General features: G+C 33.1%; 16 protein-coding genes. 12 read left to right on the forward strand and 4 right to left on the reverse strand.

The features are described from left to right. Window positions 1–9: 9 nt before the first annotated feature. The gene (locus DW006_RS01820) at window positions 10–1,500 is read left to right on the forward strand and encodes a glutamate synthase subunit beta (RefSeq protein WP_117998787.1); all 1,491 of its coding nucleotides are present in this window, start codon (window positions 10–12) and stop codon (window positions 1,498–1,500) included. Window positions 1,501–1,797: 297 nt separating this feature from the next. On the opposite strand, the gene DW006_RS01825 is transcribed toward DW006_RS01820, so the two are convergent. Both DW006_RS01825 and DW006_RS01830 read right to left on the reverse strand, forming a co-directional pair. After that, window positions 1,798–3,123 (reverse strand): nucleobase:cation symporter-2 family protein, encoded by a 1,326-nt coding sequence (locus tag DW006_RS01825; protein WP_117998788.1) that lies wholly within the window; start codon window positions 3,121–3,123, stop codon window positions 1,798–1,800. Between the two features lie 112 nt (window positions 3,124–3,235). Beyond that, window positions 3,236–3,817, reverse strand: coding sequence for a xanthine phosphoribosyltransferase (locus tag DW006_RS01830; protein WP_117998789.1), 582 nt, complete (start codon window positions 3,815–3,817; stop codon window positions 3,236–3,238). A 182-nt stretch (window positions 3,818–3,999) separates the two neighbouring features. Here DW006_RS01830 and DW006_RS01835 point away from each other — a divergent pair, with 182 nt between their 5' ends. After that, window positions 4,000–4,620 (forward strand): flavodoxin family protein, encoded by a 621-nt coding sequence (locus DW006_RS01835; RefSeq protein ID WP_117998790.1) that lies wholly within the window; start codon window positions 4,000–4,002, stop codon window positions 4,618–4,620. Between the two features lie 96 nt (window positions 4,621–4,716). Further along, window positions 4,717–5,550, forward strand: coding sequence for a signal peptidase I (lepB, locus tag DW006_RS01840; RefSeq protein ID WP_243002557.1), 834 nt, complete (start codon window positions 4,717–4,719; stop codon window positions 5,548–5,550). Between the two features lie 175 nt (window positions 5,551–5,725). Here the strand turns inward: lepB and DW006_RS01845 are convergent, their stop codons facing one another. Continuing rightward, complete coding sequence (locus DW006_RS01845; protein ID WP_117998792.1) at window positions 5,726–6,484, reverse strand: GNAT family N-acetyltransferase; 759 nt, start codon at window positions 6,482–6,484, stop codon at window positions 5,726–5,728. Between the two features lie 172 nt (window positions 6,485–6,656). Between DW006_RS01845 and DW006_RS01850 the strand changes: the two genes are divergently transcribed. The 4 genes from DW006_RS01850 (at window position 6,657) to DW006_RS01865 (ending at window position 11,296) form a co-directional block, all read left to right on the forward strand. Further along, the gene (locus DW006_RS01850; protein ID WP_117998793.1) at window positions 6,657–7,562 is read left to right on the forward strand and encodes a deoxyribonuclease IV; all 906 of its coding nucleotides are present in this window, start codon (window positions 6,657–6,659) and stop codon (window positions 7,560–7,562) included. A 16-nt stretch (window positions 7,563–7,578) separates the two neighbouring features. Beyond that, a complete protein-coding gene (locus DW006_RS01855; RefSeq protein ID WP_117998794.1) occupies window positions 7,579–8,526 on the forward strand; it encodes an AEC family transporter in 948 nt (315 codons plus the stop codon). A 128-nt stretch (window positions 8,527–8,654) separates the two neighbouring features. Beyond that, window positions 8,655–10,433: an oligoendopeptidase F gene (pepF, locus tag DW006_RS01860; RefSeq protein ID WP_117998795.1), complete on the forward strand. Its 1,779-nt coding sequence runs from the start codon at window positions 8,655–8,657 to the stop codon at window positions 10,431–10,433. Between the two features lie 215 nt (window positions 10,434–10,648). Next, the gene (locus DW006_RS01865) at window positions 10,649–11,296 is read left to right on the forward strand and encodes an HAD family phosphatase (RefSeq protein WP_022165285.1); all 648 of its coding nucleotides are present in this window, start codon (window positions 10,649–10,651) and stop codon (window positions 11,294–11,296) included. A gap of 84 nt (window positions 11,297–11,380) precedes the next feature. Here DW006_RS01865 and DW006_RS01870 read toward each other — a convergent pair whose 3' ends face one another. Then, on the reverse strand, window positions 11,381–12,310 hold the full coding sequence (locus DW006_RS01870; protein ID WP_117998796.1) for a DMT family transporter: 930 nt from the start codon (window positions 12,308–12,310) through the stop codon (window positions 11,381–11,383). A gap of 247 nt (window positions 12,311–12,557) precedes the next feature. On the opposite strand from DW006_RS01870, the gene DW006_RS01875 reads away from it, so the two are divergent. The 5 genes from DW006_RS01875 (at window position 12,558) to DW006_RS01895 (ending at window position 16,582) form a co-directional block, all read left to right on the forward strand. Then, the gene (locus DW006_RS01875; RefSeq protein WP_117998797.1) at window positions 12,558–13,313 is read left to right on the forward strand and encodes an exodeoxyribonuclease III; all 756 of its coding nucleotides are present in this window, start codon (window positions 12,558–12,560) and stop codon (window positions 13,311–13,313) included. Between the two features lie 150 nt (window positions 13,314–13,463). Then, entirely contained in the window at window positions 13,464–13,658 is a 195-nt protein-coding gene (locus tag DW006_RS01880; RefSeq protein ID WP_117998798.1) for a chemotaxis protein, read from the forward strand. A gap of 106 nt (window positions 13,659–13,764) precedes the next feature. Continuing rightward, a complete protein-coding gene (locus DW006_RS01885) occupies window positions 13,765–14,172 on the forward strand; it encodes a hypothetical protein (RefSeq protein ID WP_117998799.1) in 408 nt (135 codons plus the stop codon). Between the two features lie 119 nt (window positions 14,173–14,291). Beyond that, a complete protein-coding gene (locus DW006_RS01890) occupies window positions 14,292–15,515 on the forward strand; it encodes a leucine-rich repeat domain-containing protein (protein ID WP_117998800.1) in 1,224 nt (407 codons plus the stop codon). A gap of 188 nt (window positions 15,516–15,703) precedes the next feature. Continuing rightward, window positions 15,704–16,582: a WYL domain-containing protein gene (locus DW006_RS01895; protein ID WP_117998801.1), complete on the forward strand. Its 879-nt coding sequence runs from the start codon at window positions 15,704–15,706 to the stop codon at window positions 16,580–16,582. The last annotated feature ends 109 nt before the right edge of the window (window positions 16,583–16,691 follow it).

A 16,691-nucleotide genomic window follows, 5' to 3' on the forward strand; every position in this document is an offset into this window, starting at 1 on the left:
GATAAAATAATGGGAAAGCCAACAGGATTTTTAGATTATGAAAGAGAAGAAGCTAAAGCAATTTCTCCGAAAGAAAGAATAAAAAACTTTAATGAATTCCATGAACCTCTATCTGTTGAAAAACAGAAATGTCAGGCTGCAAGATGTATGGATTGTGGCGTGCCATTTTGTCAGAACGGACAGGTTATTGCAGGTATGGTATCAGGTTGTCCTCTAAACAACCTGGTTCCTGAATGGAATGATTTATTATATATGGGAAATATGGAGCAGGCATATAACAGACTTCATAAAACAAATAATTTTCCAGAATTTACATCACGTGTTTGTCCTGCACTTTGCGAAAAAGCATGTACATGTGGACTAAACGGTGATCCGGTTTCAGTAAGGGCAAATGAACATTTAATTATTGAAAATGCTTATGAAAAAGGATATGCAAAAGCAAAGGCACCGGCAGTCAGAACAGGAAAAACAGTAGCTGTTGTTGGTTCCGGACCATCAGGACTTGCAGTTGCAGATCAGTTAAATAAAAGAGGTCATAGTGTTACTGTTTTTGAAAGAGATGACAGAATCGGCGGTCTTTTAATGTATGGTATTCCAAACATGAAATTAGAAAAGCATGTTATTGATAGAAAAATTGCCATTATGAAAGAATCAGGCGTTGAGTTTAAAACAGGTGTAAACGTAGGAAAAGATGTTAAAGCAAATGAGTTATTAAAGAAATACGACAAGGTTGTATTAGCTTGTGGTTCAAGACATGCAAGAGACATTAAGGCACCGGGAAGAGATGCTAACGGAATTTATTTCGCAGTAGATTTCTTAACATCTACAACAAAGAGTCTTTTAAATAACAACGGCAAGTTGGTTGATGGAACTTATGTATCAGCAAAAGGAAAAGACGTTGTTGTTATCGGCGGTGGTGATACAGGTAATGACTGTGTAGGTACAAGTATTCGTCATGGAGCAAAGAGTGTACTTCAGTTAGAAATGATGCCAAAAGCACCAGATGAAAGATTAGAAAGTAATCCATGGCCTGAATGGCCACGTATCTGCAAAACAGATTACGGTCAGGAAGAAGCTATTGCAATGTTTGGACATGATCCTAGAGTTTATCAGACAACTGTAAAAGAGTTTGTTAAGGATAAAGCAGGCAATCTTAAGAAGCTTGTATTAGTCAAGTTAGAAGCTAAGAAGGACGCAAAAACAGGTCGTTTGAACATGGTTGAAATAAAAGGCTCAGAATATGAGGTTGATTGCCAGTTAGTTCTTATTGCGGCAGGATTTCTTGGCAGCGAAGACTATGTTACTAAAGCATTTAAGGTTGAAACTGATGGAAGAACAAATGTAAAAACAGAACCTGGTAAATATGCTACAAGTGCAGAAAATGTATTTACAGCAGGAGATGTTCATAGAGGACAGTCATTAGTAGTTTGGGCAATTAGAGAAGGAAGAGATTGTGCAAAAGAAGTTGACCAGGCACTGATGGGTTATAGTAATTTATAATTAAAAGGATTGGAAACTTACAGTAAATGACATAATATTATAGCTCCAAGGTATTTTAGTGTTTTAATGCCTTGGAGCTTTTTATACTTGAAAATGGAACTAGAAATCCATCATTGAAACTCTTGAAACGTCTTGCACATGGTATGGGAATACAATTAAAAATTGAATTTGTGCCGATACAAAAACAGTTAAGAAAATAGTCTGTATAGTTGTTTTATGTCAGGCTTAGATAATATGATAAGATTATTAAAACACAAAATGGGTTGTCAGCGACAACCCATTTTGTGTTTATTATATCTATCTGTCTACTTCCATATTTTTTGGAAGAATTAAGTTAAGTACAATTGCCATTATAAATACAACAGCTACACAGTTTTCTGCAAATACTGTTTTAACAATTTGTGGGAAAATATTGAAAATCTCAGGAACCTGTGTAAATCCAAGTCCAACACTGAGAGACAAAGCTACAATAGTGATGTTTCTTTGAGAATATCCACATTTACCAAGCATCTGCATACCACTGATTACAATATTACCAAACATCATAATAGTACAGCCACCTAGAACTGCATCAGGAAGTGTGGCAAGTATTGCACCGATAACAGGGAAAAATCCTGCTAAAATCATAATAATTGCACCTGCGGCAATAGCAAAACGGTTTACAACTTTTGTCATTGCTACAAGACCAACGTTCTGACTAAATGATGTAATTGGAAGACATCCGAATAAAGATGAAATGGCACTGACAAAGCCGTCACAGCCAATAGAACCTGAAGTTTCTTTTGTAGTTGCATTTCTATCTAATGCTGATGATGCAAGAGCACTTGTATCACCAATAGTTTCAGTTGCCGAAACCAAGAAAATAAGTGTTACTGAAATAATGGCATTCCAGTTAAATTCCATTTTAAAAGGCATAAAATGTGGTAGGGCAATAAATGAGCTTTCAGTAATAGCTGTAAAATCAATCATCCCCATACATGTTGCAACAATGTAACCAACAATTAATCCAAATAAAACAGATAACTGTTTCCAAAAGCCTTTTGCAAATATGTTAAATAAGATACAAGCAAGTAAAGTAATGCATCCTAGAATCCAATGTTGTGCAGAACCAAAAGTTTCACTTCCACTTCCTCCACCAAATGATGAAGCACCAACAGATAAAAGTGAAAAACCAATGGCAGTAACTACGCTGGCAGCAACAACCGGAGTAATAAGCTTAATCCAATATTTTGCAAAAAGTCCAAGAGTACCTTCAATGATACCACCAACTAAAACCGCACCCATTATGGCACCGTAGCCATACTTAGGTCCGATAAAACAAAAAACAGATACGAATGTAAAACTAATTCCCATTACAATAGGAAGTCCTGAACCGATTTTCCAAACAGGGAAAAGCTGTATTAAAGTTCCAATACCTGCAATAATCATGGCACATTGAATAAGCATTGCTGTTTGTGAAGCTTTAAGTCCACAGGCACCTGCTACAATTGAGATAGGTGCAATATTAGCTACAAACATTGCAAGAATGTGCTGAAGTCCAAAAGGAATCGCTGTTTTTACAGGAATCTTTCCATCAAGCTGGTAAAGATTTTCTGTGTTTCCAGATTGTTTTGTTTTGTTCATAATAAATATCTCTCCTGTATTTTATAGAAATTCCATAGTTTGTAACACTAATTTATACTAAAAATCAATGGAGTTTTTCATATGATTATTTGCGTTATTATTTGCAAATAAATTATTGTTCGCGAAATTCAATAGTTCCATTTTCTGCATCCATGTTGTCTACAATGGCAAGAGATTCCAGACGATAACCAAGATTTCTAATCATACGGCCACCTGCCTGGAAGCCTTTTTCGATGGCAATGCCAATACCTTCAACAGTTCCACCAGCTTCACTGACAATAGAAATTAATCCCTGAAGAGCACAACCATTAGCAAGGAAGTCATCAATAATAAGAATATGGTCATCTTCATTTAAAAATTTCTTTGAAACAATAACCTGATTCTTGCACTTATGTGTAAATGATTCGACTTCGGCTACATACATATCACCGTCAATATTAATGCTCTTTGATTTTTTTGCAAAAACAACAGGCACATTAAAATATCTTGCAACAATACATGCAATACCAATACCAGATGATTCAATAGTTACGATTTTTGTAATGTTTGCATCAGCAAAACGATGTTTAAATTCAGCACCCATTTCTTCAAATAAATTAATGTCCATCTGATGATTTAGGAAGCTGTCAACTTTTAATACATTGCCTTCTTTAACAATGCCGTCTTTTACAATTCTTTCTTCTAAAAAGTTCATTGTGAAATCCTCCAATTGTATATTTTTAATTCTTAAAAAGTTTTCATAAAGAATAGGGTATCAAATTTATGAATATATTACAATAGAAGAAAACATATAAATATAAAGAAAATTGTGTTATAATACCAAAGGTTAAAAGATTAAGATTTAAAATTGGTATGTTTATTTTTTGGAGGAAATATATGAAGGTATTAATGTTTAACGGTAGTCCGAAAGCAAAAGGATGTACATATACAGCTTTGGAAGAAATGGCAAAGGTTTTAAATGAAGAAGGGGTAGAAACAGAAATCATGCATGTGGGTGCTCATCCACAGGGAAGCTGCATGGGCTGTGGTGGATGTAGTAAGACCGGTGAGTGCGTGTACGGCGGCGAAGTTGTAGAGGCAGCAAAGAAATTAAAGGATGTTGACGCAGTAGTGTTTGGAAGCCCTGTGCATTATGCTTCAATTAGTGGAAACATGATGGGATTTATGCATAGACTTTCATGGAGTGCAGGAAAGGATTTGAAGTATAAACCGGCTGCAATGGTTGTAAGTGCAAGAAGAGCAGGTACAACAACAGCACTTGATGAGATGGTAAAGATACCTGAATTTTTCCATATGCCTTTAATCAATGGAAATTACTGGCCAATGGTTCATGGAAGTAATCCTGATGAAGTAAAACAGGATTTAGAAGGTCTTCAGATAGTTAGAAATATAGGCAGAAACATGGCTTGGATACTTAAATGTATTGAACTTGGAAAAGAAAACGGAATTGTTCATCCTGAACCTGAAGCACCGGTAAAAACTAACTTTATCAGATAAAACACAGAATATTCACATTATTCTTACAAATCATTTATTGCATAACGGAGTTGCTTCTATTATACTAGAACGAGTGGTGAAAACCAAAAGAAAGGTATGAACATGAATAAAGACAATATTAACAATAATGAAATTACAGAAGAAAACAATTCTGTATACGATTCAAAAAACAATACAACTGAAAACAGTTCAGAAAATAATTTTGAAGAAGGTGAAGCTTTAGACAATACAGAAACATCTGGTGAAGAAACAGCCAAGTCCGAAGATTCAAGTAATCAAAATAAAGAGACCAAAAAGAAGGGTAAAAAAAATAAAAAGGATCAGCAGGAGTTTAGTCTTGTAAGAGAAATTTTAAGCTGGGTTAAAATTTTTGTAATTGCAGTGGTAATTGCTTTTGTTGTAAACAACGTAATTATTATGAATGCAAATGTTCCATCAGGTTCCATGCTTAACACTATCCAGATTGGAGATAGAATGATAGGACTTAGAACTGCATATTGGTTCTCAGATCCACAGCGTGGTGACATTGTTATTTTTGAAAATCCTGATTTTAACGAAAACAGCCCAAGCGATGAAAAATACTATGTTAAACGAGTTATTGGTTTACCTGGTGATAAAGTGGTTATAAAGAATGCAAAGATTTATATAAACGACAGTAAAACACCTTTAGAGGAACCTTACTTACCTGAAGAGTGGACAGAAGTTAATGGATCAGACGAGCCATTAACATATAATGTTCCTGAAGACAGTTATTTTATGTTAGGTGATAACCGAAACAGATCAAGTGATGCAAGATATTGGACTAATACTTTTGTAAAGCGAGATGGCATAATTGCAAAAGCAGAGTTTAAATATTGGTCACAGGGAAAAGTTGATGTTGAAAAGTTTGAGCATGAAACATACTCAATTGATAATAAAAGCAGCAAATAAGAATTAAAAAGTTAATAACTGACAGTAAAAAAAAATGACAGTGAAATAAAGATTATAGTAAAAATTCAGAACAGAAATTATAAAATAAAAAGCCTATAAAGTATGTGGCATGAACTGATATCCGAAAGGTTGGATTATAAAATCTAACTTATAGGGGGGTCACAAGCCGGTTACTTTATAGGCTTTTACTATAGGTTACAGATGTTTCCTTTTCTACAAATCCCATTTTTGTATAAAGTTTGTAAGCGGGTATGTTTCCTTTTTCCACATGTAAAACTACAAAGTGATAGTCTTTTGAAATTTTCCTGAAAACAAATGCGAGAAACTTGTAGCCATAGCCTTTGTTTTGAAAATTGTCATCAATGGCAACTTCCGATATGCAGGCACAATCAGGAAGAATTGAAGTAACAAGACAGCTTCCAATAGGAATATTATCATTATATAAATAAAAATATCCATCCTCATATTCGTAATCTATATTTTCAATAGTGTTGTGATTTACAAAATCTTTTAAATCCAATTCCATTAATACATTAGAATTATTATATTGAAAAGCTAAAGTATTAATGTAATTTTTTCCAAAAATATTGTTTGGATGAATGCTTGTTTCCACATAGAAGTTTATGTAATCTTCCTGAAATTCCATAAAAAGATTTCTACCAAGATGCCCACCACGATATTTAGGCATAACAAACATACAGATTTCACAATGGGAATCATCTATTACAAAAACAGAAAGAAAGCCAACAATTTTTTCGTTAAAAGTTCCATAGTATAATCGTGGAAGATTTTTACATATTGAAAAGTCGTCTTCCAAAAAAAATTCATATTGAAGATTATCCACAGTGGAACAGATTTTGTGAATATTTTTGCAGTTTTTTATTAATCCTAATGTAAAAGCACTGGTTCTGTTTATAACATAATCAGGGTTCATTGTTTCACCTCATTTCTAACAGAAAAAGTTATTTAAAATAATTTAATCACTGTTGCCATAAAGAAAATGTTCGTTTTTTATTATAACAAACCTAATAGAAAAAATACACTATCTGTGCTATATTAAAAAAGCGTCTGTATGTAAAAAATGTACGGCGGGAAAGGATAGAAATATGTTAAAAATAGGTTCTCATGTAAAAATGAGTGGAAAAGACATGCTTTTAGGTTCAGCAAAAGAAGCTAAGACTTACGGTGCGAATGTATTTATGGCATACACAGGAGCACCACAGAACACAAGAAGAAAAGACATAAGCGAATTAAATATAGATAAGGCATGGGAGTACATGAAGGAAAATGATATAGAAGAAATCATAATTCATGCACCATATATTATTAATTTAGGAAATACGATAAAACCTGAAACTTTTGAGATAGCAGAAACTTTTCTTGGCACAGAATTAGAAAGAAGCAGTGCAATGGGAAGTAAAGTTATGGTTTTACATCCGGGATCTCACGTTGGTGCAGGCGTGGATGTAGGCATCAACCAGATTATAAAAGGATTAAATAATGTGTTAACAAAGGACACAGATGTATATGTGGCACTTGAAACAATGGCTGGAAAAGGCAGTGAGATTGGAAGAAATTTTGAGGAACTTGCAAGAATTTACGATGGAGTAAAATACAATGACAAGTTAAGAGTTTGTTTTGACACATGCCATGTAAATGACAGCGGGTATGACTTAGTTAATGATTTAAGCGGTACTTTTACACAGTTTGACAAAATAATAGGTGCTGACCAAATTGCTGTTTTCCACATTAATGACAGTAAAAATCCATGTGGTGCCGGAAAAGACAGACACGAAAATATTGGTTTTGGAAACATTGGCTATGATACTTTAAGAGAAATTATATATATGAAGGATTTTGAAAATGTGCCTAAAATATTAGAGACACCTTACGTCAAAGATCCTGAAAACTCAAAGAAATCATACGCCCCTTACGGTTATGAGATTGCCATGATTAAAGAAGGAAAATTCAATCCCAACTTACAAAATATTATTTTGGAAAACAGCAAGTAGAAAAGAGATGACATAAATGGATAATTTAATTTATAGTTTAAACGCAACAGTTCCTGTTTTTGTAGTTATTGTTGCAGGTTACATATTTAAGAAAATAGGTTGGATAAATGATGGCTTCATTAAAGCATCAAACAAATTAACATTTACGGTAACATTACCACTTTTGTTGATTCAGGACATGATGAATAATGATTTCCTAAAAAAGTTTGATTTAACATACGTTTTGTTTTGCTTTTTTGTTACGTTGCTATGTTGTATAGGAACAACTATTGTTACCAAGATAGTAATGAAGGACAAAAGCATAATTGCAGAATTTGTACAGGCATCTTATAGAAGTAGTGCAGCAGTTTTAGGAGCAGCTTTTATTTTAAATATTTATGGAGACGCAGGAATGTTACCGTTAATGATAATCGGAGCAGTGCCTCTTTATAATGTGTATGCGGTTATAATTCTTACTGTTGAGTGTCCTGAAAAGGGAGCAAAACAGGAGAAAACATTAGCAAAAACATTAAAGGGAATAGCTACAAATCCAATTATTTTAGGTATTGTAATAGGTGTTATTTTTTCAGCGTTAAAAATAAAATTTCCACCAATGCTTGATAACACAGTAAACAACTTTGCAAAAATCACAACACCTTTGGCGCTTTTAGCCATCGGTGGTAGTTTCGAATTTGGAAAAGCAATAGAGAGAATGAAACCGGCAGTAATTGCCACAGCTTTAAAATTAGTTGGCTGGCCATTAATATTCCTTCCAATTGCCATAAAAATGGGCTTTAGAAACGATGAATTAATGGCACTTGTAATTATGCTAGGCTCACCAACAACACCAAGTTGCTATGTAATGGCTAAGAGCATGAGGTCAGAAGGAACATTAACAAGTAGCGTAATTGTTCTTACAACTTTATTCTCAGCATTTTCAATAACAGGCATAATTTTTGTTTTAAGAAGTTTGGGATATTTGTAGAAATTAGTGATATTAATGAAAGCTTAGAATGTTTGTAGAAGTTTGTACATTAATGGAAGTTTGGGATATTTGTAGAAGTTTATGACATTAATGAAAAATTGGGATATTTATAAAGGAAAGAGTGTAATATGAAAAGATCAGAACAAAAAATTAACGACACATGGAACATGGAAGATATGTTCCCAAGTGATAAAGTTTGGGAAGAAGATTTTGAAAAGGCTACAAAAGAAGTAGCTAAGTACAAAGAGTTTTCAGGAAAAATAAAAGACAGCAAAGATAAACTAATAGAGTTTTTGAAATTTAATGATGAAATAAGTTTGCTTGCTGAAAGACTTTATGTTTATGCAAATCAAAAATATCATGAAGACATGGGTAATGGAAAGTATCAGGCATATTCAGGAAAAGCACAGAAACTTGTTGTAGATATTGGCAGTGCAAGTGCATTTTTTGAACCAGAGGTTCTTGAAATAGATGAAGCCACAATTAACCAGTGGTTAGAAGATGAAAAATTAAACAACTATAAAAGATATATTGAAGAAATATTAAGAAGTAAAAAGCACACTTTAGATAAGAAAACAGAAGAAATATTGGCAAAAAGTAAAAAGATGGCAAATGCCGCTGATAATATTTATGCCATGTATAATGGAGCGGACATTGATTTTCCTACAGTTAAGGATAGTGAAGGAAAAGAAATAAAAATTACTCATGGAAATTTTGTCCCGATTTTATCAGGAGAAGATAGAGAATTAAGAAAGAATGCTTTTACAGGACTTTACAATACTTATGGTGCAATGAAAAATACAATTGCGGCTACTTATAATGCAAACGTGGAACAGGCAAATTTTTATGCTGACGTAAGAAAGTATCCATCTTCAAGAGCAATGTATCTGGATGGCAGCAATATTCCTGAAAGCGTGTACGATAATCTTATAAAAGTTGTTCACGAAAACATGGATTTAATGTATAGATATGTAAGGCTTCGCCAGAAAGCTTTAGGTGTAGAAGAGCTTCATATGTATGATATTTACGCACCAATTGCAAAGGCTCCAAGTAAAAAATATTCCTTTGAGGAAGCTAAGACAATAGTAAAAGAAGGTCTTGCACCTATGGGAGAAGAATATTTAAGTAAACTTCAGGAAGGTTTTGATAACCGTTGGATTGATGTGTACGAGAATGAAGGAAAAAGAAGCGGTGCATATTCATGGGGCGCATACGGAACACATCCTTATGTACTTTTAAATTTTCAGGGAACTTTGGACCATGTATTTACTTTGGCACACGAAATGGGACATGCTCTGCACTCATATTATTCAGATGCAAACCAGACCTACATTAATGCAGGTTATAAAATCTTTGTGGCAGAAGTGGCATCTACATGCAATGAATCCCTTTTAATTCACGATTTATTAAAGAAAACAAAAGACAAAGAAACAAGAGCGTATTTAATTAATCACTTTTTGGAACAGTTTAAAGGAACATTGTATCGTCAGACAATGTTTGCTGAATTTGAAAAAATAACACACGAAATGGTTCAAAAAGGAGAAACACTAACAGCAGATGTATTGTGTGAAACATATTATGATTTGAACAAATTGTATTTTGGTGAGGATATTGTACTTGATAAGGAAATCGCTTTAGAGTGGGCAAGAATACCACACTTTTACAATCCTTTTTATGTATATCAGTATGCAACGGGAATTTCAGCTGCAATAACTCTTTCAAGAAAAATAATGAAAGAAGGAGAAGCAGGAGTAAAAGATTATATGAAATTCTTAACAGGTGGTGGTTCAAAAGCTCCAATTGATTTGCTTAAATTAGCAGGTGTGGACATGACAAAAAAAGAACCTGTAAGAGAGGCATTGCAATTGTTCAGGGAACTTCTTGATGAAATGGAAGCATTGATTTAGAATTTACAGATTATTTCCAATCTCACTACAGAAACAAATGAATATTACGAAAGCACGCTCCCGCTGCTCTTCGCTCGTAGCGGTTCTACAAAGCCGACTACGCTGCCTTTGTGAACCGACGGCTCCGCAGCACTTTCTTAAATATTCATTTGTTCCATTAGTAGGTTTGACATTACTGTATATGGTTTATAAGAAATATTACGAAAGGAAAAGGGATGATTGAGAAAGCACAGGGATTGATTTTTGATTTAGATGGGACTATAATTGACAGTTCCTGGGTATGGGATATGGTTGATATAAAGTTTTTGGGAGACAGAGGTTTTCAGGTTCCTGAAGATTATGTTGAGACAATCTCTCCAATGGGAGCAGAAAATGCAGCAGTTTATACAATTGAAAGATTTGGACTTTATAAGGAAAGACCGGAAGATTTAGTTCGCGAATGGTTTGATATGGCAAAAAAAGAATACAAGGACAAGGTTCAATGTAAGCCCTATGCAAAAACTTTTATTAAGAAAATGAAAGAGCAGGGTAAGAAGCTCTCAATTGCCACATCTTCCGACAAGGAACTATTTATTCCAACACTTGAACGAGAAGGAATAATTGACTCCTTTGATGAAATTATTACTGTTAATCAGGTGCCAAGAGGAAAGAATCATCCTGACATATACATAGAAGCAGCTAAAAGAATGGAAATAGAAAAAAATAGCTGCGTGGTATTTGAAGATATCATAACAGCAATAGAATCGGCAAAAAGAGGCGGTTTTGGAGTTGTAGCTGTAGAAGATGAAAAGTCATTAATTAATAAAAGGGCAATTATGGAAATTGCTGATAAATATATAACAACGTTTAAACAATTATTGTAATTAAAGTTGCTTCTACCATTGTTACAATGGGAAAAGCAGTAGGCTTAATTGGAGAATGGATGGATAAAAGATATTCATTTGTATCTAAATACTTTTGCCGGTTTTTGTAGGTAATTGGGCTAAAACAATTGCTATAAAAATAAGTCCGCAGCCGCAGAGTTGTTTAAGTCCCATGGTCTCACCGAGAATAATCCAACCTGCCAGAACTGAAAAAACTGATTCTAAACTTAAAAGTAACGAGGCGACAGTAGGATTCATACCTTTTTGTCCGATAATCTGACCTGTATAGCCTACACCACAAGACATAATTCCGGCATATAGAATAGGAATCCAGGCACTAGGGGATGTAAAAACTTTTGCCCATGTGCCGATGTTTGCAAAAGAGTGTCCCATTTCAGAAAAAAACATTGGCACCAAACCTAAAATTCCGCAAACAAAGAATTGTATGCATGATAATTTTATTCCATCTACCAACGGCGAAAAATAATTAATAACTAAAATATGTATGGCAAAAAATAAAGCACAAAGTAACAAAAGTAAATCCGCTACTTTAAAAGAAAAAGAACCGTCAAAACACAACATATATAATCCAATTAAAGTAAGTACAACACCTATCCAAATATTTATGCCGCATTTATTTTTGAAAAACAAACCGATAATTGGCACTAACAGAATATAGCAGGCTGTTAAAAATCCGGCTTTTCCGGCAGAAGCCCCCAGATATAAGCCAAGCTGTTGAAGTGTACTTCCTAAGAAAAGGCATGCACCGCAACATAAGCCACCTAAAATTAAAAACTTTCGTTGTTTATTTTTTGAAGTGAAAGGTGATTGACTGTTTTTTGAAAAAATAAAAATAACAGGTATTAAAACTAATGCACCTATAAAAGAACGGATGCAGTTAAAAGTATAAGGCCCCAGGCTGTCGCCACCAACACTTTGAGCTACAAATGCCACACCCCATATTAATGCCGTTAAAATTAAAATAAGTGAATTTCTGATTTTTAATGAATTCATTGCGTGTCTCCTTTGTAATAATCGCAGTTATCAGTATAAATGGAAGAGAGAAAATTTGCAAATTTTGGAAAGTAGCCGGGAACTGTTTGGAGTACAATACCTGTTAGAATTGGAGTTGGTACGGTTACTGCGGTGCTTGGTGTGGGAAGAGTTATTGCATTATTTAACTACATATTTATGAGAAAATTTGTTAAACTGGAAATTAAGTAAATTGATTAACGCTAGTAGAAAAATGAGGAGAAGAAAAATGAAATTAATATCATGGAATGTAAATGGAATAAGAGCTTGTGTAACAAAAGGGTTTATGGATTTTTTTAACGAAATTGATGCAGATATTTTTTGTATACAGGAATCAAAAATGCAGGCTGGGCAGTTAGAAATTGATATGCCCGGATATTATCAGTATTGGAATTATGCAGAAAAGAAAGGCTATTCAGGAACTGCTATTTTTACAAAAAAAGAACCTATGTCAGTAAGTTATGGTATTGGGATAGAGAAACATGACAAGGAAGGGCGAGTAATAACTTTAGAGTTTGAAAAGTTTTATATGGTTACCTGTTACACACCAAACTCACAAAATGAACTAAAACGTTTGGATTACAGAATGGAATGGGAAGATGATTTCAGAGCCTATCTCAAGAAATTGGAAGAAACAAAGCCGGTTATTATATGTGGAGACTTGAATGTTGCTCATAAAGAAATCGATTTAAAAAATCCAAAAACTAACAGAAAAAATGCCGGTTTTACAGATGAAGAGCGAGAAAAAATGACAACGCTTTTGGAAGCCGGTTTCATTGACACATTCAGATATTTTTACCCGGAAGATGAAGGCCGCTACAGTTGGTGGTCATACAGGTTCAAGGCAAGAGAAAAGAACGCAGGCTGGCGCATAGACTATTTTCTTGTTTCAAAAGCACTGGAGAAGAATATAAAGGGCGCAGATATTCACAAAGATGTAATGGGTTCGGATCATTGTCCTATAGAGTTGGAAGTGGAGATGTAAAAAGGCTATATTAAGAAAATGGAAAAATAATTAGTCCATCAGAAATATATGATATAGATGTTTCAAAGGTGTTACAAGAAGCATTAATGGCAAGATTGGGAGTTACAATATAAATTATTGTTATATAGAAGTATAAAGGAGAACAGAAAAATGCCGAAGGGAAAACCAAATAGTCAGACACTTGCATCGCAGAAGTGGAATGCAAAAGCAGGATACGTTGCAAAAACATACAAATTGAAAAAAGATGTGGCATATGCGTTTGCAGAAACATGTGATAAGTTAGGAGTAAGTAAAGCAAGTCAGCTTACAAGAATGATGACAGAATTTATTGAAGAGAATAAGTAATTTAATGCTATCAGACCATCAACCTATATAGACTGATGGTCTGATAGTATTATTTAGAACAAAAGATGAGTAAAAAAATATTGGTAAGATAATCGGAGGTTTAGTGATGAAAAAAATTATTTTAATGGGTGTAATCTGTGGTTTGATGTTATCTGTTTCAGGTTGCAATACAAGTGATAATAAAGAAAAAGCTGTAAGGTATATAACTGAAAAGAAATCTGTAGAAAAAACAGAAACAACTACTGAAACTAAAGACTACAAAAAGCTTATAAATACTGTGTACGCACAGTTAGGTAATAATGATAAAAAAAGTGTAGTGAACATTAATGAGGCGAAAGTTAAAAAAATTAACATTAAGTCTGAAAAGAACATTGCGTTAGTTGATAAAAATAAAAAATTGCCAGAGGAAAGTTTTAAAATTATATATCAAACAGATGATGCAATATTAGGAGATTTAGTTGTATATGTTGATGCTTCAAATAATAAAATAATTGCTTATGGGTTAAGGGATTAAATATTGATAGGAAAATTGTAATAGTTTACGTTAGCGAGTTACTTGATATGGAAAGTAATTTAATAAAAGAACTTAATATGTAGTACATACTAATATTTAATAAAGGAGGAATACTAATTATGAACAAATTAAAAAAAATAACATCAATAGCTCTTGCGGTTTTGCTAGTATTTGCTAGTATACCTACAATAAATGTAAGTGCGGCAAAAATTAAACTTAACAAAACCAAAATAACTATTTATGTTGGAAAAACAGTTACTTTAAAGGTGCAAAATAATAAAAAGAAAGTAAAATGGACAACATCAAATAAGAAGATTGCAACAGTCACAAAAAAAGGAAAAGTAAAGGGTAAAAAAAGTGGAAAGGCTACAATTACTGCCACTGTAGGAAAAAAGAAATATAAGTGTAAAATTACAGTAAAAAAAGCAAAAAATGTTAGCAAACCAACAAAGAAACCTATAAAAGAAAATATTCCTACAACTACAAAGCAGGAGGAACAAACCTCAAAGAATAACCAACAGGAATCTACAATTGTACCAGAGACAACAACAAGGGCAACAGAAGAGACAACAACGAAGGCTCCTGAAACGGAAAATACAAAATTAAATGAAAATGATGTAAACGCATTACAAGAAATAATTAAAAATCAAAGGAATAGTGGTGCAACAGTAAACACAGATGTTTCAAACAAAGAAGAATATACATGGTCAGATGGTAGACTTATTAGTATTAATTGGACATACAAAAAACTAGCAGGCACATTGGATATTACAGGATTAAGTGAACTTAGAACATTAAATGTAAGTGGCAACAGTTTGACTGGCCTAAATGTGGAGAACAGTAGTGAACTTGAAGTACTAGAATGTTTCGAAAATCAATTAACAAGTCTTGATATAACAAATAATCAGAAGTTAAAAGCTCTTAGTTGTGCGAATAATAAACTGAAATCATTGAATGTAACAAACAATAAAAAATTATCTTCATTGAATTGTTGTTATTGTAATATTGAAAACATTGATGTAGCTGGCAATGAACAGTTAGTTTCACTTTATTGCAATAATAATGAATTAGTTCAAATAAATGTTTCAAACAATGAACATTTGGAAATTTTATATTGTGGAAATAATAAATTAAAAGATTTAGATACTATACATAATCCACGCTTGAAAAAATTAGATTGTGGATATAATGAAATATCCAATTTGGATACATCAAAAAATTTAGCTTTAGAAGAACTTAATTGTGCTAATAATAAAATTACAAAGCTGGATTTATCCAATAATGTTCTGTTAGAAACTTTACATTGTGATGATAATGTAAATGTTGTGAGAATGGAAAAATAATACTGTAAAAAATGTTGTAATTTATCATTGAAAAAATAATATAAAAGACATTTTAATTTAATAGAGTAATTTAAAATAGATGAGGCAAAAATGTCGCATCTATTTTTTTATACTTTATAAAGACAACAGAAATATTAAAGAACGAATATAACACTACTGTTGAACGAAAAACTATCAAAAGAAACATTATGAATCTTATTGATTTTGGATATGAAATTGAATACACAAAGACAGTTCGTTATGTAAAAAACAGAGAGGGAGTTAAGGAAGAGAGCTCGATACTATCTGACTTTTATTTAAAAAGAGAATTTACGGACAGTGAGCTACGACTTCTAATTGACAGTTTATTGTTTAACAGATATTTACCGGCTAGACAATGCAAAGACATGATTGCAAAGATTGAGGGATTGTCTAATGAATTTTTTAAATCACGTGTTAAACATATTCAGAATTTGCCGGACAATATGCCACGCAATAATCAGCTATTTTTTACACTGGACATATTGGATGAAGCAATAACAAAACACAGGAAAGTTGCTTTTACATACAATGAATACGGAATGGACAAGAAACTTCATCCAAGAAAAAGTGAACCTTATATAATTAATCCGTATCAAATGGTGGCTGTCAATGACAAATACTATTTAATTTGTAATGTGGATAAATATGATAACGTGGCTCATTTTAGAGTTGACCGAATGACAGATATAAAGATGCTTCAAGAAAAGGTTAAACCGCAAAAACAGGTTAAAGGCTTGGAAAACGGAATTGATCTTCCAAAACATGTTATGGAACACATATATATGTTTAGCGGCGAAAGCATACGTGTGAAGTTTAAAGCTAAAAAATACATATTGAGCGAAATCTTTGACTGGTTTGGGAAAGAGGTTCAGTTCATGGACGAAACAGACGATGAAGTAACATGTTCGGTGTACGTGAATGAAATGTCAATGAGAAAATGGGCGTTACAGTATGCATTGCATATAAAGGTATTAAGTCCACAAAATCTGGTAGATAACATTAAGGCAGATTTAAAAGCAGCAATGGATAAGTACGAGGAAAATTAAGAGAAATAAAAAAGACTGACTGAAATAATAGATAGTTTTTATGGACAAAAAAATAAAGCTTACGTGGGACTATTAGGCATGGTTAAGCAGGCAGGAAAAATTAGAGACA

The sequence above is a fragment of the Eubacterium sp. AF36-5BH genome (assembly GCF_003460505.1).
Classification (GTDB): domain Bacteria; phylum Bacillota; class Clostridia; order Lachnospirales; family Lachnospiraceae; genus Eubacterium_G.